The sequence below is a fragment of the Flavobacterium kochi genome (genome assembly GCF_048286715.1).
Taxonomy (GTDB): domain Bacteria; phylum Bacteroidota; class Bacteroidia; order Flavobacteriales; family Flavobacteriaceae; genus Flavobacterium.
The window spans coordinates 163,347-183,969 of record NZ_JBLVPW010000007.1 but is presented as its reverse complement, the minus strand read 5'-3'; the positions used below and the strand labels follow the sequence as shown (position 1 = coordinate 183,969).

Here is a 20,623-nt window from a genome sequence, read left to right as displayed (position 1 = left end):
TTTTTTTGCAAAACATTTTGACAGATTAAAAATAATTACAAATTGTTAAAATACCGAGTTAAATTATTCTTTTTTGCTTAGTCATTATTTAATTCTTAATAAATAGTGATATAAAATGAAATTTTCTTTTAAATTAATTTGATAAATAAAAATAATGATTTATTTTGGCAATTAAAAGAATCAATAAATGATACCCTAAATGAAAAAACACTAACAATCCCCTAAATCATTAACCCACCCCAAACCTACATGTTATGAAGAATAAATTTTTAATACCTACTTTCTCTTTATTTGTTTCAATTGCCGGACTAGCTCAAAAAAATGAAATTAAGTATGCCCAGAGTCAGTTTAATAATGGTAATTTACAAGAAGCTCTAACCAGTTTGAAAGCTTCTGAATATTTAATTGTGAATGCAAAAGAGGATGACAAATCGGAATTCTATAATTTAAAAGCTAAAGTGCTGACTAATTTGGCAGACAAAAATATAGAAACAGGCAAAAATTTTTCCCTCGCCGTCGCTGCCTATCAGGAGTTGCTGACTGAAGAAGCAGCTTCCGGTAATTTAAAATATACAGTTCAGGCAAAAGCATCCATAAAAGATATTAAAAGTAAATTATCCAACAGTGCTTATGAAGATGTCGTAAACAACAAACATTTGGATGGCGCCAACAAAATGTATTATTTATATTTAATGGATAAGAAGGACACTTTGAATTTGTTTAAATCGGCATCTTACTTTATGGTTGTCAAAGAATACGATTTAGCATTAAAAAGTTATAAAGAGCTCAAGGCGCTAAATTATTCAGGAAAGGGAATGTGTTATTATGCACTAAATAAAAAAAGTAAAATTGAAGAAGAATTTGCTTCGCTAAAAGAAAGGGATTTGAGTGTAATGGCAGGTTTGCATGAGAAACCAAGGAATTCTGTTTCTCTTTCAAAAAAAACAGAGATCTATAAAAACATAGCTTTTATTTATTCTGAAAAAGGAGATTTGAAAACCGGAGAAGATTATTATAAAATGATCATTGATTTTGATCCCCAATATGTTGATGCTTACACTAATTTAGCTTATTTGTACCTTGATGAGAAAAAGAAATTAGTTGATGAAATGAGTATGCTCGGTACGTCTCCAAAGGATATGAAAATTTATGATGAAATAAAGATAAAAAAGGATCAGGTCTTGAAAAATGCCATTGCTTATCTCGAAAAAGGAAATCGCATTAGTCCTAAAGATGCTGAGGTTAAAAGCCTGCTGTTAAACTTGTATCGGGCTTTAGATTTAACTACAGAATACAATGCGTTAAAAGCGAGAATCTAATTTTTAAAAAAAACCTATCAGGAATTAATTCGAGATAGGTTTTTTTTATATAATTTTTTTGATTACCCGAAGTTTGTGTGTATGCTTGTTTGTTTCCGGATTATAGATTCCTAAATGATCTAATCGGTCGATTCGTACTTTCCCGCTGGCGTGAATGATATAATTGTCTTCCATGATGATCCCTACATGGATGATAGTACCTTCTTCATTGTCAAAAAAAGCTAAATCACCGGGTTCACTTTCTTCAATAAAACTCAAAGGTGTTCCTTGGGTTGCCTGTTGTGACGCATCGCGTAATAATTTATATCCATTAAGTTTATAAACCATTTGTGTAAAGCCGGAACAGTCAATTCCAAAAGGTGTTTTTCCACCCCATAGATAAGGAGCGTTAAGATATAGAAAAGAAGTATTAATCAGACCTTCTTTGGGTTTGATACCACTAATTTTAGTTCCTTCAAAATCAAAATTTGAAGTATTGATTTCATTATAATTTAAGAAGGATATTGATGAACCTAAAGGAATTGGTATCAATATATTATTTGGTGCAGTAATGTATTCTATTAAATCAGCATTCAGAATGATTGCATCTTCAGACAATTGATTAAAACTGGATTCGGAAATCAATTGGTATTGCTTAGAATCTACCCAGCCTTCATAATCATCATATTGCATTTTGATTCGGGACCATTGTTTCAATTGTTCCAAAATTTCAAAATGTTCACCAAATAAAACTTGAGAAATGATTTCGCTTCTATCGCTGGGTTCACAGCGAAGTGGGATTATGGCTAGATTACAAATTCCGAACATTTAGGTTGGTTTATAGGTTAAGAATTATGAGCTATAAGTTTTAAAACTCATAGCTCATAACTTGTAGTTATTTAGGCTCTTTCGATAACAATGGCAGAAGCACCCCCACCGCCATTACAAATTGCAGCAGCTCCAATTTTACCGTTATTTTGTTCTAAAACATTTATTAAGGTAACAATGATTCGAACTCCTGAACAACCTAATGGATGTCCTAAAGATACCGCGCCACCATTTATATTTACTTTGCTGTCGTCTAATCCCAGAATTTTAGTATTGGCAAGACCTACAACGGCAAAAGCTTCATTGAATTCGAAATAATCAACATCGCTAATTGCTATTCCTGCTTTTTCTAATGCTTTTGGAATTGCTTTGGATGGAGTAGTGGTGAACCATTTTGGCTCCTGTGCTGCATCGGCATAACCGTTAATGTAGGCCAGTGGTTTTAGGCCCAAAGCAATCGCTTTTTCTTCGCTCATTAATATTACTGCTGCTGCACCATCGTTTATAGTGGATGCATTTGCTGCGGTTACAGTTCCGTCTTTTGTGAAAACAGGATTTAATGACGGTATTTTGTCTAGTTTTACGTTGGTGAATTCTTCATCTTTAGAAACGATAATAGCATCTCCTTTTCTTTGTGGAACCGAAACCGGAACAACTTCATTGTCAAATTTTCCGGAATCCCATGCTTTTGCACTACGCTCATACGATTGAATAGCAAAGTTATCTTGATCTTCACGGGTTAATTTGTATTCTGCAGCACATAAGTCAGCACACACTCCCATAGCGCTGTTGTCGTAGGCGTCAGTCAATCCATCTTTCTGCATCCCGTCAATCATAGTTGAAGGACCAAATTTAGTTCCGTTTCTCAAATGCATATAATGTGGAATTAAACTCATGTTCTCCATTCCACCGGCAACTACAATTTCGGCATCACCACATTGGATTGCTTGCGCACCCAACATAACAGCTTTCATTCCAGAAGCGCAAACTTTATTTATTGTAGTGCAGGTAACGGTATTTGGTAAGCCGGCAAATAGAGCTGCCTGACGAGCAGGAGCTTGTCCTACACCAGCCTGAACTACGTTGCCCATAAATACTTCGTCGACTAAATTTGGGTCTAAATTTATTTTGTCTAAAGCACCTTTAATAGCCACTGCACCTAATTTTGGAGCAGCAACTGTAGATAATCCCCCCATAAAACTTCCGATAGGTGTCCTAACGGCAGATACGATAACAACTCTTTTGTTCATAACTTATAAAATGTTGGTTTATGAAGCAAATTTAATCTTTTTTACACAATTTCAAATTTAGATTATGGCATTATCTTTTTTTAAATTTATTTTCATTCTATATGTTTGATTGTGAAGTGCTTTTGTAAAAATGACAAAAAATATTAAAAAAAAGACCAGAAATAGTTGTGAGAAGTCTAAAGATGTCTTAAATTTGCAACCGCAAAACAGGACACGTTTCTTTGAGCTTGGAGGGGTGCCAGAGTGGTAATGGAGCAGTTTGCTAAACTGTCATCGAGCAATCGGTGCCAGGGTTCGAGTCCCTGTCCCTCCGCTTAATTTTTTTGCACTTCGGGGTGTAGCGTAGCTCGGTTATCGCGCCTGCTTTGGGAGCAGGAGGCCGCAGGTTCGAATCCTGCCACCCCGACTAGATTTTTTTACATGAGCAATGGAGGCATAGCTCAGCTGGATAGAGCACCTGCCTTCTAAGCAGGCGGTCGAAGGTTCGAATCCTTCTGCCTTCACTTAACCGATCAAGTATATTTTTATATATTTGATCGGTTTTTTTGTTTATATAGTATTGATTTCTCAGTATTTATCTTGTTTTCGTACTAAAATAGCATTTTAATGTTTTTTAAAATTAATTGGTTAATGACCAATTAATTTATCACTAAGTGGTCTACTTATTGGAAATCCAGCTGTTTGTGCTTTTTTTATTGTAATTGGTTCGAAAATGTCCTTTTAGGATAGGTAACAGGGTTCGAACCTTTTTTAAGTAATTGATTTACAGTGTTCTTATTGTGATTGTACACGGATTATGATAGTGATCCACTTTAGTTCTACTGGAGAGATGTGATAAGAGCGCTTCAGGAATAAAACCCAGCAGCTCACTTACGGATACTTTGTGGTCTTTAAAATTCGTAATAAATTACTGATTTACAATAATAAGTATACAAAAATTCAACAAAATAAACAAGAAAAATCTTCCGACCATGACTACCAACTTAATCCTGTTTGAATAACAGATGCGACGAACCATTTAAAGTTCCTGTAAAAATTCCGATTTAAATGTTTAGTTAATGATTTGCTGAATCTCTTACATATTTTTGATCTGTTGCTCGAAATCTTCTCGTACAAACCGCGAACTATTTTTCATTTTGACACGATAATTGTAGATCGTTTGGGGAGAATAGTACAGAAAGGAAGCTATCTTATTACTGCTATCTATTCCTAATCGTATCAGGGCGAGAACACGCAGCTCAGTATTTAATATTTCACCCTTTTTGAGCTGTAACTGACTATCTTCTTTCAAAAGTTTATTCACATTCTCCACGAAATTGGGAAAGAGGCTAAGTACAGACCGGTCAAAACTTGCGAAAAAATCATTCTTATCTGATTTGGCGAATTGCTGCGAATCAATATTCTTCAATAAATCATTGATTTTGTTATTGATAATCTTACTCTTGACAATCTGTTTGTAATTATCAAGTTTACTGATGTATGAAGAACAAAGATCCATAAAAAGGCCTACATTCTCCTCACGTGTTTCGTTTGCATGATGAAGTTTGCTATTGAGCTGTTGCAGCTCGTTGTTGGAGAACTGCAGTTCATTGTTAAGCCCATCCACCGCCAATCTAGCCTGTCGCAGTTGCCCAACCTGTCTGTAAATAAAGATTAGGGAGAATGTAATGAAAATTGATAAAATACTGATTACAATAATGGAATATTTTAAATGTATATTTTCCCTCCTCCTTTTTTCCTGAAAGGCATTTACGATCAAGGGTAACTTTTCAGCTATCTGTAAGATTCGTTGTCTGTTATTATAAAAGCGTGCATCGTCCAGAGCCGACTGAATGTATAAATTGGCTCTATCAATATCCTGGCGCTTATTCTTATAGAGATAAAAGGCCAGTTCCTTGATAGCAGCATTTTCTTTAACAGGGATTTGCCTGTCTACAATGGACGCCTGGATGAGATAATATTCATATAGCTTGTCATTTTTTAATCTCTTATAGATTTCGGCAAGATCGAAATAGATCATTGCAGCAAATCTCGTTGGTTTGTTCAGGCTGGGGATTGTTTTCTCAAGCAAATCTCGGGCTTTAAGATGTTCACCAGCAATTACCATTTGGCTAGCCGTGTACTTATTATATTCAATAGAATTTTCATGATAAGTGGAGCGTACGGAATCCTGATAAATCTCTCCCTGCTTTTTGTAAAGCGGGGTGTAATAATTATCATGACTAATTTCCGAAGACACGTAGTTAAACCTTTCCTGAGCGTAATAATAATCGCGGAGTAAAGACTTGTCCAGTCTCTGCCTATTGATTTTCTTCAAGATTTGTGATGATTCATTTAACAGACCAGATGTGGATAACATAATTGAATAGGTTAAAGTAATCTGGTCGGACATTTTACTGTTGTGCAATACCTCCGCAATTTTCATGTTTTTTTCAATATAAGCATATGTAGAGTCCGACCTATACCAAAGATAACCATCAATGATCTTATTAAAGGTTTCATATTTAATAAACGGATCTGTGGTGTTATTTACGAGACGTTTCAAGCTGTCCAGTTTTTTCTCTTTTGCAGTTATGAAAGACGTATCTGCGAGTACCTTATCCAGAGTCTTCAGAGACGTTTCATTGACATCAGCTTTCTGACAAGATTGAAATAATATTGCTATAATTAGCAAGTGCATAATTTTATTCATAAAAAGATAGCATTTTACAATATTCAACGATAAATTTTTAGCAAAAATACTAAAAATAAATCTACTTTAACTTTATTGATGCTAATCTTATAAATAAAGCAAATAATTGATTAACAGCGATTTATGTTGTTTTCTTTAAAAATAAATCTACCTCTCATCTACTTTTTTTCCTTAAACGAATCACTCCTTATAATTTAGCCTCTCATGCAAAAAACGAAAATTCAATCGATAAAGAATAGATATGATCCGAACAAATTTGCTCATTACATTACTGCTTACGACCATGTTTATAGAGACGCAAGCACAGACTACTATCAGGGTTTCTACTAAAGAAACGGACCTGATTCTAAAAACCGCACCAAACGGCAGGTTGTACCAAACCTATCTTGGAGACAGGCTACTTTCGGAATCGGATATCAAGGAACTCCCTTATTATATTGCGCGCCCAGCTTCTGATGCAGCAGTCAAAATAAGGGGATTTGAAGCATATCCAGCTTCGGGTGGCGAAGATTTCTTTGAACCGGCATTTGCCATACAGCATAACGACGGAAACCTGACTTCTGTCCTGACCTATGTTTCACATCAACAAAAGGCCCTGGATGCCAACATTACAGAGACGGTCATCGAGCTTAGGGACAAGGTATATCCATTAAATATAAAAATGCACTATGTAGCTTATAAAAAGGAAAATGTTATTAAATCCTGGACAGAGATTACACATAATGAGAAAAAACCTGTAAGGATAAGCCGTTATGCATCCAATATGCTATATTTCGAGGACAGCAAATATTTCCTGACCGAATTCAGCGGTGACTGGGCGAAAGAAGTACAAATGTCCTCACAACAGTTGCAGTCTGGCAAAAAAGTTTTGGAAACAAAGCTTGGCTCAAGGGCAGCCATGCATTCCTATCCGTTCTTCCAGTTAGGCCTGGGGCAGCCTGTTTCCGAAACCCAAGGAAATGTTCTACTTGGCACCATTGGTTGGACAGGAAACTTCCAGTTTACTTTTGAGGTCGATAACGCCGGTAACCTTCGGGTCATCACGGGTATTAATCCCTATGCTTCCAACTATGAACTGAAGCCAAACACTGTTTTTAAAACTCCCGAGTTTATCTTCACGCTAAGCAATGAAGGAACCGGAAAAGCCAGCAGGAACCTTCATTCATGGGCAAGAAATTATCAGTTAAAGGATGGAAAAGGAGACCGTTTGACCTTACTGAACAACTGGGAAGCCACCCAATTTGATTTTGATGAGGCAAAGCTAGCTAAACTGATGGGCGAAGCCAAAGAACTTGGTGTTGATATGTTCCTGTTGGATGACGGATGGTTTGGCAACAAATATCCCCGAGTGGATGACCACGCAGGATTAGGGGATTGGCAAGCTATGAAGAGTAAACTACCCAACGGAGTTCCCGGATTGGTAAAATTATCCAAAGAGGCCGATGTTAAATTCGGTATATGGATAGAACCGGAAATGGTGAACCCGAAGAGTGAACTGTTCCAAAAACATCCAGAATGGGCTATTGCCCTCCCTAATAGAGAAACTTACTATTACCGCAATCAATTGGTACTGGATTTGAGCAACCCTAAGGTTCAGGATTATGTCTTTGGCGTGGTCGATAATCTGATGAAAGAGAACCCAGATCTCGCTTTTTTCAAATGGGACTGTAATAGTCCGATCACCAATGTCTATTCTCCTTACCTGAAAGCAAACCAGGAGCAGTTGTATATAGACCACATCCACGGAATCTACAATGTGTTCAAAAGAGTGAAAGACAAGTATCCGAATATTGAACTGATGTTGTGTTCAGGAGGCGGTGCCCGTTGTGATTACGAAGCTCTGAAATATTTCTCTGAATTTTGGCCAAGTGATAATACTGATCCGGTAGAAAGGCTTTATATACAATGGGGCTTCTCGCAATTCTTTCCATCAAAAGCTATGGCGGCGCACGTAACAAGCTGGAATAAGGCGGCAAGTATCAAGTTCAGGATTGAAGTGGCCATGATGGAAAAATTGGGATTTGACATTTCGCTGGAAGAACTCCAAAAGGATGAAATTGACTTTGTAAAACTTGCTGTTGCCAATTTCAAACGCCTTAAAAAAGTCATTTTCGATGGTAACCTATACCGTCTGGTATCTCCTTATGAGAGTAACCATACATCGGTAATGTACGTAGACGATGCCCAGTCAAAAGCAGTATTATATGCTTATGATATATTTCCAAGGTTTAAAGAGAAACTCCTAAAAGTTAAGCTTCAGGGATTGGACGCTTTAAAGCAATATCAAGTTAAGGAAATTAATCTTTTACCCGGTCAGGCATCTACACTTAAAGAAAACGACAAGGTGTATTCTGGAGATTACCTGATGAAATTTGGACTCGACGCATTTACTAGTGACCGTATGAGCAGCAAAGTGATAGAGATTACAGCACAATAAGAAGCTGTCCTGCGAAATGTTGTGGAAGCGACTTGTCAAATAGACGCTTCCTTTTTTTAATTCAAATTTAAGTCAGGTCTACTACTTTTTTCTTTCTTCTTAAGAGTGAAGTAAATTAAATACTAACTAACCAATTTTTAAAACTATGAATTTATGAAAAAAAAGAATGTTAATCGAATGAAAAATTTAGAATCTTTCATTCAATCAAAACTCGCACTGTCGATTTTTATTTTGTTCTCCGGCATTAGTATGCAGGCCCAAAATGCTATTACAGGAACAGCACAGAAGCAAAAGAACTACTTGCTGACCTCACCGGATAATAAGTTAAGCGTAAATATTAAAACAGGTCTAAATCTTAGCTGGTCGGTAGCACATGATGGGCAAGCTGTTGTTGCGCCATCTGTCGCTAAAATTGCTCTAAATACCGGAGAGGTATTAGGTAAAAGTGTAGAAGTTATTTCTGCAAAGGAGGTAACCATAAATGAAACCTTTAGTACAGTTGCTTATAAAAAAGATAAAGTACAAAATTGGTGTAAACAGCTTACGCTTAAATGTAAAGGTGGTTATGGTATTGTATTCAGGGCTTATAATCATGGCGTGGCTTACAGGTTTTTTATAACAGGACGCAAAGATAATTTGATTATTCAATCGGAACAGGCAGAGTTTAATTTTGACAAAGATTATACCGCTTTTATCTCTCACATTAGCGGTCTGCGTGGTGGTGAAAAATATTCCACTGGATTTGAAGAATTTTATACTGAAACACCACTTTCAAAATTTAATAAAGACACATTGGGTACTCTTCCTATGATGGTTAAGTTAAATAATAATAAAAAAGTTGTTGTGCTTGAAGCAGATGTACAGGACTATCCAGGCATGTTTATTCAGTATAATAAAAATGCAGAATATGGAATTAAAGCAACATTTGCGCCTTATCCTACTGAAGAAAAATTGGGAGGCCTTAATAATTGGAATGATATGGTAATCAAAAGAGGGGATTACATTGCTAAAGTGAAGGGAACAAGGAGTTTTCCGTGGCGAATAGTTGCGGTTAGCGAAAAGGATAAAGATTTACTCAATAATGATATTGTGCAGTGTCTTTCTGAACCAAACAAAATTAGCAATACTTCATGGATAAAACCCGGTAAAGTAGCCTGGGATTATTGGAATGACTGGAATATTTCACATGTAGATTTTAAAGCAGGTGTCAATACACAAACGTATAAGCACTATATAGATTTTGCGGCGGCTAATCATCTTGAATATGTAATTCTTGATGAAGGATGGAGCGATATATGGGATATGAACAAAGTAAAACCTAATGTTGATTTAAAAGAATTGATAGCGTACGGTAAACAAAAAAATGTGGATTTGATTCTATGGTGTATTAAATATGCCCTTTCATTGGATCCTGAAGGTTTCTGTGCGAAATATTCAGCAATGGGTATTAAAGGTTTTAAAATTGACTTCCTGGACCGCAATGATCAGAAGATGACTAGCTTTTGTTATGAGATAGCATCTGTAGCGGCAAAGCATCATTTGCTAATAGACTTTCACGGAGTATTTCCACCGCAAGGATTACAACGTACATGGCCTAATGCAATAAATTTTGAAGGGGTTAGGGGATTGGAAAATATGAAGGGGAGTAATGATGATCGTGCACTCGAATACGATTTAAGTATTCCGTATTTACGTATGATGGCAGGCCCGATGGATTACACTCCGGGTGCCATGCGTAATGCGACTAGGGGTAAAGCGCAAATTAATTATTCGTCGCCCATGAGTATGGGTACACGTTGCCACCAGATGGCAATGTATGTATTATATGAGGCTCCATTACAGATGCTTTCTGATAGCCCAACCGCATACATGAAAGAGCAAGAATGTACTGATTTTATAGCAGGAGTGCCTACTGTGTTTAATGAAACGGTAGCATTGGACGGGCAATTTGGAGAATACGCAATTATAGCAAGAAAAAAAGATAACGTTTGGTATGTAGGGGGGATGACTAATTGGAATGACAAAGATGTGACGGTTGATTTTTCTTTTTTGGGAGCGGGAAATTATACTGCCGAAATCTTTAAAGATGGTATAAATGCGGGTAAGGATGCTACTGATTATAAAAAAGAAATAATTACTGTTGACAAAACGCAAAAAATAAATTTACATCTTGCTTCGGGCGGTGGATTTGCTATTCGTTTGAATGTAATAAAATAAGGTAATATAAACAGTTTAACATTTTTTCCATTTTGGGGAAATGATTTAAAAGTATTGATAAGGAGAAATGTGGTTAAAATTGATTAAGACGTTTTTATGAAATCAAAAATAGTTACAAGTTTTTCTTTAAAGTATCCTTTGTCAGTATTTTAAATTTGATTTTTGATAGAAAATAGGGGTAGGTATGGTCATAGAAATTCCTTGTTAAGTGTTTTCCTTGTGAAAATTTGATCAGAAGGTTAGTCAAAACGCAATGTTTAACTATTATAAATGTTACTCTAAAAACTTTCGAGAGTTCGATAATTGATCGTTTTTTAAGATAGGGATGTCTGTGCAATAGTTAGGTTTCCAGTCTGTTAAATAAAAAAAAACAATAATAAATTAAATAATAAATGATGAGAAAACAATTTTTTAGCCTTATCGCAATGTCGCTCTTCTTGAGTAATGGAATTGTAGAGGCACAAACCAAATCAGTTAATGCTTCTTTATTGATGTCAACACCGCCTATGGGTTGGATGACTTGGAACTATTTTGGTTATAATTTTAATGAAAAAGACTTACGTGAAATGACAGATGCCATGGTAAGCAGTGGTATGGTGAAAGCTGGTTATGATCATTTGTTTATCGATGATGGATGGCAGGGCGGAAGAGATAACAGAAATAACATTATTGCCGATCCAGAAAAATTCCCTTCAGGTATAAAAGCACTTGCGGATTATGTGCATAGCAAAGGATTGAAATTAGGAATCTATTCGGATGCAGCGCCACTAACCTGCGGGCTCTATACTGCCAGTTTGAATTTTGAAGAACAGGATGCGAAAACTTTTGCTTCTTGGGGGATTGATTATTTGAAATACGATTATTGTGGTGCTCCCGATGATGTGGAAACTGCCAAAACACGTTACAAAAAAATGGCAGATGCTTTGCGTAGTAGCGGACGTGATATTGCTTTGGGTATTTGCGAATGGGGTGACCGCAAACCTTGGCTTTGGGCAGGGCAGGTTGGTGGTCAGTTATGGCGTACAACTCCTGATGTCAGGGATAAATGGAAAAGTCTTACGCCAGTTAAAACAGCTAAAGAATTTCATGCTTTGGGAGCTGGAATATTAGATATTGTGGATTTTTCCCAAGATTGTGCATCCTACGCTGGACCTGGACATTGGAATGATATGGATATGCTTGTGGCTGGGCTTTATGGTGCAAAAGGACCTTCGAGTGAGACTGGAGGAGTTGGGTGTGTCGATACCGAATATCAAAGCCAGATGAGTCTTTGGTCTATGATGAATTCTCCATTGACAGCATCTAACGATGTTCGGAAAATGAATGCCGAAACTAAACGTATTTTATTAAATGATGAGGTGATTGCCATTAATCAGGATGCTTTAGGTAAACAGGCAGTTTGTAAAATCAAGAATACTACTTGGAGTGTATTTGTAAAGCCATTAGCCAATGGTGATTCTGCGATAGCAATTGTAAACCGTTCAGAAACGACCCAGAAATCAAAAATAAATTTTGCTGAATTAGGATTGAATGAAGCCTACGAAATCAAAGATTTATGGGAACACAAAGTGATTGGTAAAGGCAAAGAATGGAATGGAAAAGTACAGCGTCATGAAACAAAGATGTTTCGATTAAAGAAAATATAATAGCATGTGTGCTAAAAGAAAAGTTCTCTTGTATTAATAAGAGACTTCAAAAGAATTTCAAATGGAAATTCTCATTAACTAACTAACCAAAATTTTTTATGATGAAACAAGCAAATTGCAAAAAGAAAAGTTGGCTGCTAAAGCGTTCTTTTCTTACAATTATTTTCCTTTTTGGGGGCTACATGTATTCTACGGCTCAAAATCAAAAAGTTCAAGTCTCGGGAGTTGTTACTTCGCTGTCAGACAAACTTCCGCTCCCGGGAGTTTCAATTGTGGATGTAAGCGATCCAAAAAATGGTGTTGTTGCTGATTTCGATGGTAAATATACTATTGCAATAAACAACGGCAATACAACTTTACGTTTTACCATGGTTGGTTTTAAATCAGTTGAGGTAAAAGTGAACAATAAGAGTATTGTAAATGCTTCTATGGATTTAAATGTATCAAGTTTAGATGCTGTCGTTGTCGTAGGATATGGTACACAAAAGAAAGCAACTGTAACAGGAGCTGTATCGGCTGTTAAGGGAGATGAATTGGCTAAACAACATGCTGTTAACTTGACAAGCTCTTTAGCAGGTAGAGTTCCAGGGCTATTTGTTTCTCAATCAGGTTCTGAGCCAGGGTATGATAATGCCAATATTAGAATTCGTGGAACAAATACATATAATAATTCTGCTCCATTAGTTGTAATTGATGGTATTCCTGACAGAGCAGGAGGACTTAGCAGGCTTAATCCATCAGATATAAAGGATATATCAGTTCTTAAAGATGCTTCTGCAGCAATTTATGGTGCCAGAGCTGCAAATGGAGTAATTTTAGTTACCACAAAAAAGGGAAAAACGGGAAAGCCTCAATTAAGTTACTCGTATAATTACGGATTAGGAAAACCTACTTCACTTCCGGAATTGGCAGATGCTGCACAATATGCTGAATTAAGAAATGAGCTTGAAATTTATAACTTGCCTGTAGGCGAATGGCAGGGTGCTAATACAGGTTTTAAAACGACAGGTACTTATACAAGACCTGACGGCAGCATTAGAAATGCTCCATTTACGCAAGAAGACATAACTTTGTATAAAAATGGACAAGATCCATGGGGGCATCCAAACACGGACTGGTATGATGCAACTTTTAAAAAAGTAACTCCGCAAGCAAAGCATAATCTGCAGCTAACCGGTGGAAGTGATAATTTCAGTTACTTTACTTCTTTAGGTTACCTGAATCAGGATGCATATTATAAAAATTCGGCTACTGGATATAAACAATATGATTTTCGTGTAAATTTAGATGCTAAAATTACACCTTTTGTTAAACTGTCTTTAGGAATGGTGGCAAGAGAAGAGTTTAGGTTTTTCCCTACTCAGGGTTCAGGGGATATTTTTAGAATGTTAACCAGAGGACGTCCTACTGAACAGGCATACTGGCCAAATGGATTACCAGGACCAGATATAGAATTTGGACAAAATCCAGTTGTAATTACAACCAATCAGACTGGATATGACAGAGATACACGTGATTACTTCCAATCTAATGCAACATTGGATTTTACAATTCCGGGGGTAAAAGGTTTAGGTTTTCAAACTACCGCAGCTATTGACAAAAATTTTAGAAATGTTAAGACATGGAGAACCCCTTGGTTTCTTTATAGCTGGGATGGAACAACTGTGGGAGCAGACGGACTGCCAAGTTTATTGAAAGGCCAAAGAGGGCCAGCGGAACCAAATTTAAACCAAGGCACAAATAATACACTAAATATTTTATTAGGGGCCAACGCCACGTATAAACGTAATTTTGGCGACCATAACTTCATGCTTTTAGCAGGGGTCAATAAAGAAACGGCAAAATACGAAGGATTCAATGCTTATAGAAGATATTTTATTTCACCGACATTAGATGATTTATTTGCAGGAGGAGATCTTGATAAGGATAATAGCGGTTCTTCTAACGAATCAGCAAGGTTAAATTATTATGGGCGTGCCAATTATAGCTATAAAGAAAAGTATATAGTTGAATTTTTATTCCGATATGATGGTTCGTACCTGTTCCCGGAAGAAACCAGATATGGATTTTTTCCAGGTGTTTCAGCTGGCTGGGTAATTTCAAAAGAGAAATTTTTCTCGGAAAATGTTCCTTTTGTAAACTTCTTAAAGTTTAAAGGATCTTGGGGGCAGTTGGGGAATGATAAATTCAATGACGATGATTATCCGTCAAATCAATATTTGGCAACTTATGGTTTTGGCAACTACATCATCAATAATACAAAAGTTACTACAATTAATGAAACTAAGGTTCCAAATACCGACATTACATGGGAAGTTGCAACAAATACAAACATTGGAATTGAAGCCAAATTTCTGGACAGCAAAATTAATTTCGAATTTGATGTATTTGTTAATAAGAGGACAGATATTTTGACAACCCCGTCAGCCTCACTTCCGGGATTATCAGGAATTACGCCTCCTAGACAGAATTTTGGCGAGGTAGAAAATAAAGGTTTTGATTTCATTCTTGGTTATGCAGACCGTAAAGGTGATTTTGGTTATAACGTAAGTGTTAACGGAGGCTATGCGAAAAACAAAATTATTTTTAATGATGAGGCACAGGGCGCTCCGCAATGGCAAAAAGAAACGGGACAGCCAATTCGCTCAAATTTAGTGTATGGTTATGATGGTGTTTTTGCTACTCAGGCTGATATTGATGCAGAAACACTTGACTATTCTGCTCTTGTTAATGTATTGCGACCTGGTGATATGAAATTTAAGGATTATAATGGCGATGGAAAAATTACACCTGATGACAGATACAGAACAGGGAAAAATTCTGATCCTAGATTTCAGGCTGGTTTAAACTTAAGCCTAACTTACAAAAATTTTGATCTTGGTGTAATGTTTCAAGGTGCTGCAGGTGGAGAAGTTTTCCTGAATTTTGGAGAAACAGGAACAGTGGGTAACTATCCATTGGATATTTACGAAAAAAGATGGAGTTCTGATAATCCAAGCGATAAATACCCTAGAATTACAGATAGAGGGGATCAGTACTACAGCAGAGGAAATACCTATTGGAGACAAAATACTGATTACATAAGATTGAAAAATCTTGAACTTGGTTTTACAATACCTAAGAATATGATCAGTAAAATTGGTTTGGAAAATTTCAGGCTTTATGTAAGCGGATCAAATCTTATTACAATGACTAATTCTCTATTTGACCCAGAGGGTGTAAATGACAGCGGAAGAGATTATCCAAATTCAATGATAATAAATACAGGATTTACTTTAACATTTTAATTATAGAAAGTTAATATTATGAAAAAAATTAATTATATATATCTATTAGCTATAACTGCATCTAGTTTTATGATCAGCTGCAGTGATGATTTCCAGAATATTATTCCCTCGAGTGAGGTTTCCGGGGAGAGCGTTTGGAAAGATGATGGTTTGTCTACGGCAGCAGTTACAGACATTTATAAAGGTCTTGGGGTTGGGGGCTTAGGCGAACAAATGTTATCGTCATTGTCTGATGAATCTTTGTTTACTCACACAGGAAGAGGGATTAATACAGTGAATGAATCACGTACAAATTCAAATGATACGGGCTGGATTGATAGTACACATGAATGGAATAACATGTTTAAATATATTAGATCAGCCAATATCGCGATCTTAAAATTAAACGAAGGAACATTAGAAAATACTAAATTAAGAGATCGACTATTAGGGGAAGCCTTGTTTTTAAGAGCTTACTATTATCATCAATTAATTAGATTTTATGGAGGTGTTCCAATTGTTGACAAGCCATTTGAATTAGACTCAGATTTTCAGGCACCAAGAAATTCATATGAAGACTGTGTCAATTTTATTACAAAAGATTGTGATGCAGCTTTTACATTATTGAACGGAAAAAGGATGGACGACGGAAGGACAAATGCCGCTGCAGCTTTAGCTTTAAAAGCACGTGTTCTAACGTATGCGGCAAGTGATCTGCATGATATTCCGACAGCAAAGGCTAATTCTCCGTTAATTGGATCTTATGCCAGTCCTGAATTATTAGGATATATCGGCGGCGATCAAAAACAAAGATGGACAGCTGCCCTTAATGCTTCTAAGGCCGCTCTTGATTATATTAATGGAGGGTATAAATTTGGTTTATCCGCTCCGGCGACATTTGACGAGGCAAAACAAAATTACATGAATATAGCTTTATCAAGAAATGGAGGAGAAAGAGATGTTATTTTCCAAAGGCAATATATCTCAACATCAGGTCAGAACGTAGGTTTATTTAACGGCCCGAACGGGTATCATAACTGGGCAGGAAACACACCGCTGCAAAACTTTGTGGATCACTACAATATGAAAGACGGTTCGAAATTTGACTGGAGCAATTCTGTCCAGAGCAGTGCTCCTTACAAAGATCGAGAGCCTCGTTTTTACGCTACAGTTTTATACGATGGAGCTGATTGGAAGCCAAGACCTTCAGATGTTGCAGATAGAGATCCGGCAAATCAGATTCAATCAGGACAGTACGAAATAGTAAACGGATTAGGTTCTATAATAAAAATCTTTGGACTCGATACAAGACAAGGACCTGTAGAAGATTGGAATGGCAGCAGAACAGGATACTATTTTAGAAAATTCACTAATCCGGATCCAGCATTTTCTGATCAGAATATGACCCAAACGATCCCCTGGCCTTTTATACGCTATACTGAAGTTGCATTGGATTACGTAGAAGCTCTTTTAGAAACCGAAAATGAGGGTGAAGCAAAAATATGGCTGAATCAAATTAGATTTAGAGCAGGTTTGCCTGCAGTAACAGTATCTGGTACTGCACTTGTAGATGTATATAGAAATGAGCGTTTATTAGAACTTGCCTTTGAAGAGCACAGATATCATGATGCAAGACGTTGGATGATTGCTCCGTCAACACTGGGAGCCCCGGCAAAAATTATTCAAATTACTGCTAAATTAAAACCTGGAGCAACTGTTACAAAGTATAAATATGACACCAATAATTACACGTATACCTACATACCTACAACCGTAGATCCTGGTTTTGAAAATAGACTTTGGCTTGATAAAAGCTACTTCTTGCCTATCCGTATTAATGAACTGAATTCGGATACCAATTTGAAACAGAATCCAGGTTATGAATAAGTTAAGTATTTGGTTTACCTAAGTTTGAGTTTTGTTTGAAAGACCCAATTTCGTAAATAAAATTATGGATGAAAGATTATTTGAACGTTGGTGTGAAGGGAGTCGTAGAGACGATTTAATTCGTTGGGGCAAATACATTCAAAGAGGGATTGACGATGGTTCTCCATTTGCTACTCCTAACAAAGAATTATATCCATTACCTAGAAAAGCGGTGGATGAGAGCAACGGTAAAATAATACAAAATCCAGGGTATTAAACTTTTTTGTTTTGGTTTGTTAAAAAGTACCATCGGATTTATTTCTGATGGTGCTTTTTTTAAGAATTACATCGTAAATTTCCATACTATTTTTAATCAACTAAACTATAATCAACACTATGATGAAAATAAAAATTATTCTAATTGTTTTTTTTATAACAAGCACTTTTGGCACAAAAATGAATGCGCAATCCTCAGTCTCGTTGCCATTATTAGCTGGCGAGCAATGGTGGGGAGGAGCAGGTCAGTTTGGATACACAATGCCTTTCAATGAAAAAAGTGATTTTAAATTTAATCTTTTAGGGGATTCCTCTCAAAATCAAAGCGTTTCTTTATTGCTTTCAAATAAAGGAAGATGGATTTGGTGCGATGCCCCATTTAGGTATGCTTTCAAGAATAATTCCTTGACGCTTCATTCTGATTCTGCGGAAATTCAAAGTGGTGTAGCGGGTAAAAATTTGGCGACAGCCTATGTCTACGCCTCGCAACATTATTTTCCTGCCTCGGGCAACTGGCCTGATCCACTATTAATAACTGCACCGCAATATAATTTGTGGATCGAGTTGCAATACAATCCCAATCAAAAGGATGTGTTGCAATATGCGACTGCTGTGTTGAAACAAGGACTTCCTGCTGGGGTTTTAATGATCGATGATAACTGGAGCAATTATTATGGCGAATTCGATTTTAACAGAAAAAGATTTCCTGATGCCAAACAAGCCATTGCCAAATTACACGAGCAAGGGTTTAAAGTAATGTTGTGGATCAGTCCTTTTATTTCTCCAGACAGTGAGAGTTTTAGAGAACTTCAAGAGAAAAAACTAATACTTTTAGACAATGACGGTAATGCTAAAAAGGATTGGAATACCACCCAAAAGCCATTGTTGATCGAATGGTGGAACGGCTATTCGGCTTGTTTGGATCTAACAAATCCAGAGGCTAAAAAATGGCTAACAGAAAAACTGCAATTTCTTCAAAAAGAATACGGTGTAGACGGTTTTAAATTTGATGCTGGAGATGCTTATTTTTATAACAGTACAAAATTAGTTTCTTTTAGAAAAGCAACACCCAATGAACATTCAGAGGAATGGGCAAAAATTGGATTGTCATTCCCATTAAATGAATACCGTGCTATGTGGAAAATGGGTGGACAACCCTTAGTGCAACGCTTGGCAGATAAAAGTCATAGCTGGAATGACCTACAAATGCTTGTTCCTAATACGATTGCACAGCAATTATTGGGCTATACTTTTACCTGTCCCGATATGATTGGCGGTGGTCTTTTTAGCTCTTTTTTACCGGGGGCAAAAATCAATCAAAAATTAATTGTCCGTTCTGCCCAGGTGCACGCTTTGATGCCAATGATGCAGTTTTCCGTAGCGCCATGGCGAATTTTAGACACGGAGCATCTTAACGCAACAAAAGAAGTCCTGGCTTTACGCCAAAAAATGATGCCAGAACTAATGGCTATTTTAAAAAATGGTGCTGTAACTGGTGAGCCCGTTTTAAGACCTTTAGAATATAATTATCCGAATCAAGGTTTCGAAAATATAAAAGACGAGTTTATGCTGGGAACAAATATTTTAGTGGCACCCGTTGTAACAGAAGAAGATGAAAGATCGATTGTTCTACCAAAAGGGAATTGGTTTTACCAAAACAAAAAATGGCAAGGCGGAAAAATGTATACTGTAAAAGTAGCATTGAATGAATTGCCCGTGCTTATTAAAAAATAGCGGCGATTAAAATTACTAAAATAAAAGTCTCTTTATAAAAATTAAAAACAAATTTTTAGTCGAATAAAGCGTGATGTTTTATCTTTCAAAACAGTCGGCTAAAAGTTTCAAATCTTCTAATAAAAGATTCGAATTTTGTCCTGCAAGGTTCACACAACCGATCAAATATATTTAATATATTTGGTCGGTTTTTTGTTTTTATGTTATTGATTTTTAGCTATTTAACTCTTTTTTGTGCTATTGTTAAATTTTTTTATCTTTTTGCTGTAGACCGATGAATCATTTGTTTATTATGAATTAAATTGCTATAAATCAAATTGTTACGAATTATTTTTTTTCTTTTTTATTGCAATTGGTTCGAATGTCCTTTTAGGGTAGGTAACAGGATTTAAACCATTTTTAAATAATTGATTTACAGTGTTATGTTTTTTAATAAGATGCGATAAATAGTAAAAAGAGAGCGAATAAAGCTGTGTTTTATAAAAAAAATAATTTCAAAAGCATTTTTGCATCTAAAATTAGAACCAGTAAAGAGTAAGGAAAAAATAGTTAATTAGTTTATTTTCTTATGCCTAACTTTTTTTGGATTTTCAAATTTTTAATGAAATTTAAATTCCAAATAAAATTATTTCCTTTGCAATTTTCGATGAGATAGTCGAATCATCTGATTGGTAATGACTAATAATTTACAAATATTTTTCTTTAGCCTTTGAAAACTTGTAGAAATTTCTGTTAATTTATAATGTTGCTACTGTTTTTCGATGCAGAAATTAACAGCCCCGTATTTACTTAAGTTAACAGATTTCGAGATACAACTATGGTAGTAATCTGAACAAAACGAAACAATGACAAACAAACTTTTACCCATTATTGAAATTGGAAGACAGAATTTCGTCGATTTGTAAAATATCTTTTTTAAGAACACATTAACCCAGTCGTTAATGCAAAGACATAACATATTGTACCATTTCAATTTGCATTGTAAGTATTTAGTAATTCTAAAATAAATGTTTTTCGCAATTATATTTAAAGAAATAAATATGATATTCTTAATTTATTCTAAAAATAATTACTTTTGCTTAACTTTTGATTTAGCTTATTAAATCACCTAAT

11 protein-coding genes and 3 tRNA genes are annotated in these 20,623 nt (G+C 35.9%); 11 read left to right on the top strand and 3 right to left on the bottom strand.

Annotation, left to right across the window (positions count from 1 at the left end; translation table 11 throughout):
- Nucleotides 1-254 precede the first annotated feature (254 nt).
- Nucleotides 255-1,319, top strand: a complete 1,065-nt coding sequence (locus ACNQGH_RS08515; protein WP_417955547.1) for a tetratricopeptide repeat protein — start codon at nucleotides 255-257, stop codon at nucleotides 1,317-1,319.
- A gap of 45 nt (nucleotides 1,320-1,364) precedes the next feature.
- Here ACNQGH_RS08515 and ACNQGH_RS08510 read toward each other — a convergent pair whose 3' ends face one another.
- Both ACNQGH_RS08510 and ACNQGH_RS08505 read right to left on the bottom strand, forming a co-directional pair.
- Nucleotides 1,365-2,126, bottom strand: a complete 762-nt coding sequence (locus ACNQGH_RS08510; protein ID WP_417955546.1) for a C40 family peptidase — start codon at nucleotides 2,124-2,126, stop codon at nucleotides 1,365-1,367.
- 71 nt (nucleotides 2,127-2,197) lie between these two features.
- A complete protein-coding gene (locus tag ACNQGH_RS08505) occupies nucleotides 2,198-3,376 on the bottom strand; it encodes an acetyl-CoA C-acyltransferase (RefSeq protein ID WP_417955545.1) in 1,179 nt (392 codons plus the stop codon).
- Nucleotides 3,377-3,605: 229 nt separating this feature from the next.
- On the opposite strand from ACNQGH_RS08505, the gene ACNQGH_RS08500 reads away from it, so the two are divergent.
- The 3 genes from ACNQGH_RS08500 to ACNQGH_RS08490 all read left to right on the top strand — a co-directional run bounded on the left by ACNQGH_RS08500 (nucleotide 3,606) and on the right by ACNQGH_RS08490 (nucleotide 3,879).
- Nucleotides 3,606-3,689, top strand: a tRNA-Ser gene (locus ACNQGH_RS08500).
- Between the two features lie 18 nt (nucleotides 3,690-3,707).
- Nucleotides 3,708-3,782 (top strand) — tRNA-Pro (locus tag ACNQGH_RS08495).
- Nucleotides 3,783-3,805: 23 nt separating this feature from the next.
- Nucleotides 3,806-3,879: transfer RNA gene (locus tag ACNQGH_RS08490), tRNA-Arg, on the top strand.
- A gap of 572 nt (nucleotides 3,880-4,451) precedes the next feature.
- Here the strand turns inward: ACNQGH_RS08490 and ACNQGH_RS08485 are convergent.
- A complete protein-coding gene (locus tag ACNQGH_RS08485) occupies nucleotides 4,452-6,068 on the bottom strand; it encodes a DUF6377 domain-containing protein (protein ID WP_417955544.1) in 1,617 nt (538 codons plus the stop codon).
- Nucleotides 6,069-6,309: 241 nt separating this feature from the next.
- On the opposite strand from ACNQGH_RS08485, the gene ACNQGH_RS08480 reads away from it, so the two are divergent.
- The 7 genes from ACNQGH_RS08480 (at nucleotide 6,310) to ACNQGH_RS08450 (ending at nucleotide 19,510) form a co-directional block, all read left to right on the top strand.
- Nucleotides 6,310-8,505: an alpha-galactosidase gene (locus ACNQGH_RS08480; RefSeq protein WP_417955543.1), complete on the top strand. Its 2,196-nt coding sequence runs from the start codon at nucleotides 6,310-6,312 to the stop codon at nucleotides 8,503-8,505.
- Nucleotides 8,506-8,658: 153 nt separating this feature from the next.
- On the top strand, nucleotides 8,659-10,722 hold the full coding sequence (locus tag ACNQGH_RS08475; protein ID WP_417955542.1) for a glycoside hydrolase family 97 protein: 2,064 nt from the start codon (nucleotides 8,659-8,661) through the stop codon (nucleotides 10,720-10,722).
- A 392-nt stretch (nucleotides 10,723-11,114) separates the two neighbouring features.
- Entirely contained in the window at nucleotides 11,115-12,368 is a 1,254-nt protein-coding gene (locus ACNQGH_RS08470; RefSeq protein WP_417955541.1) for a glycoside hydrolase family 27 protein, read from the top strand.
- A gap of 98 nt (nucleotides 12,369-12,466) precedes the next feature.
- Entirely contained in the window at nucleotides 12,467-15,655 is a 3,189-nt protein-coding gene (locus ACNQGH_RS08465; protein WP_417955540.1) for a SusC/RagA family TonB-linked outer membrane protein, read from the top strand.
- 18 nt (nucleotides 15,656-15,673) lie between these two features.
- Nucleotides 15,674-17,521 carry a RagB/SusD family nutrient uptake outer membrane protein gene (locus ACNQGH_RS08460; protein WP_417955539.1) on the top strand — a complete coding sequence of 616 codons (1,848 nt, stop codon included), beginning with the start codon at nucleotides 15,674-15,676 and terminating at the stop codon, nucleotides 17,519-17,521.
- 31 nt (nucleotides 17,522-17,552) lie between these two features.
- Entirely contained in the window at nucleotides 17,553-17,777 is a 225-nt protein-coding gene (locus ACNQGH_RS08455; RefSeq protein ID WP_417955538.1) for a RagB/SusD family nutrient uptake outer membrane protein, read from the top strand.
- 119 nt (nucleotides 17,778-17,896) lie between these two features.
- The gene (locus ACNQGH_RS08450; RefSeq protein WP_417955537.1) at nucleotides 17,897-19,510 is read left to right on the top strand and encodes a glycoside hydrolase family 31 protein; all 1,614 of its coding nucleotides are present in this window, start codon (nucleotides 17,897-17,899) and stop codon (nucleotides 19,508-19,510) included.
- The last annotated feature ends 1,113 nt before the right edge of the window (nucleotides 19,511-20,623 follow it).

Coding starts and splice junctions, on each gene's coding strand:
- ACNQGH_RS08515 (WP_417955547.1), top strand. CDS start 255: ATGAAGAATAAATTTTTAATACCTACTTTCTCTTTATTTGTTTCAATT.
- ACNQGH_RS08510 (WP_417955546.1), bottom strand. CDS start 2,126: ATGTTCGGAATTTGTAATCTAGCCATAATCCCACTTCGCTGTGAACCC.
- ACNQGH_RS08505 (WP_417955545.1), bottom strand. CDS start 3,376: ATGAACAAAAGAGTTGTTATCGTATCTGCCGTTAGGACACCTATCGGA.
- ACNQGH_RS08485 (WP_417955544.1), bottom strand. CDS start 6,068: ATGAATAAAATTATGCACTTGCTAATTATAGCAATATTATTTCAATCT.
- ACNQGH_RS08480 (WP_417955543.1), top strand. CDS start 6,310: ATGATCCGAACAAATTTGCTCATTACATTACTGCTTACGACCATGTTT.
- ACNQGH_RS08475 (WP_417955542.1), top strand. CDS start 8,659: ATGAAAAAAAAGAATGTTAATCGAATGAAAAATTTAGAATCTTTCATT.
- ACNQGH_RS08470 (WP_417955541.1), top strand. CDS start 11,115: ATGATGAGAAAACAATTTTTTAGCCTTATCGCAATGTCGCTCTTCTTG.
- ACNQGH_RS08465 (WP_417955540.1), top strand. CDS start 12,467: ATGATGAAACAAGCAAATTGCAAAAAGAAAAGTTGGCTGCTAAAGCGT.
- ACNQGH_RS08460 (WP_417955539.1), top strand. CDS start 15,674: ATGAAAAAAATTAATTATATATATCTATTAGCTATAACTGCATCTAGT.
- ACNQGH_RS08450 (WP_417955537.1), top strand. CDS start 17,897: ATGATGAAAATAAAAATTATTCTAATTGTTTTTTTTATAACAAGCACT.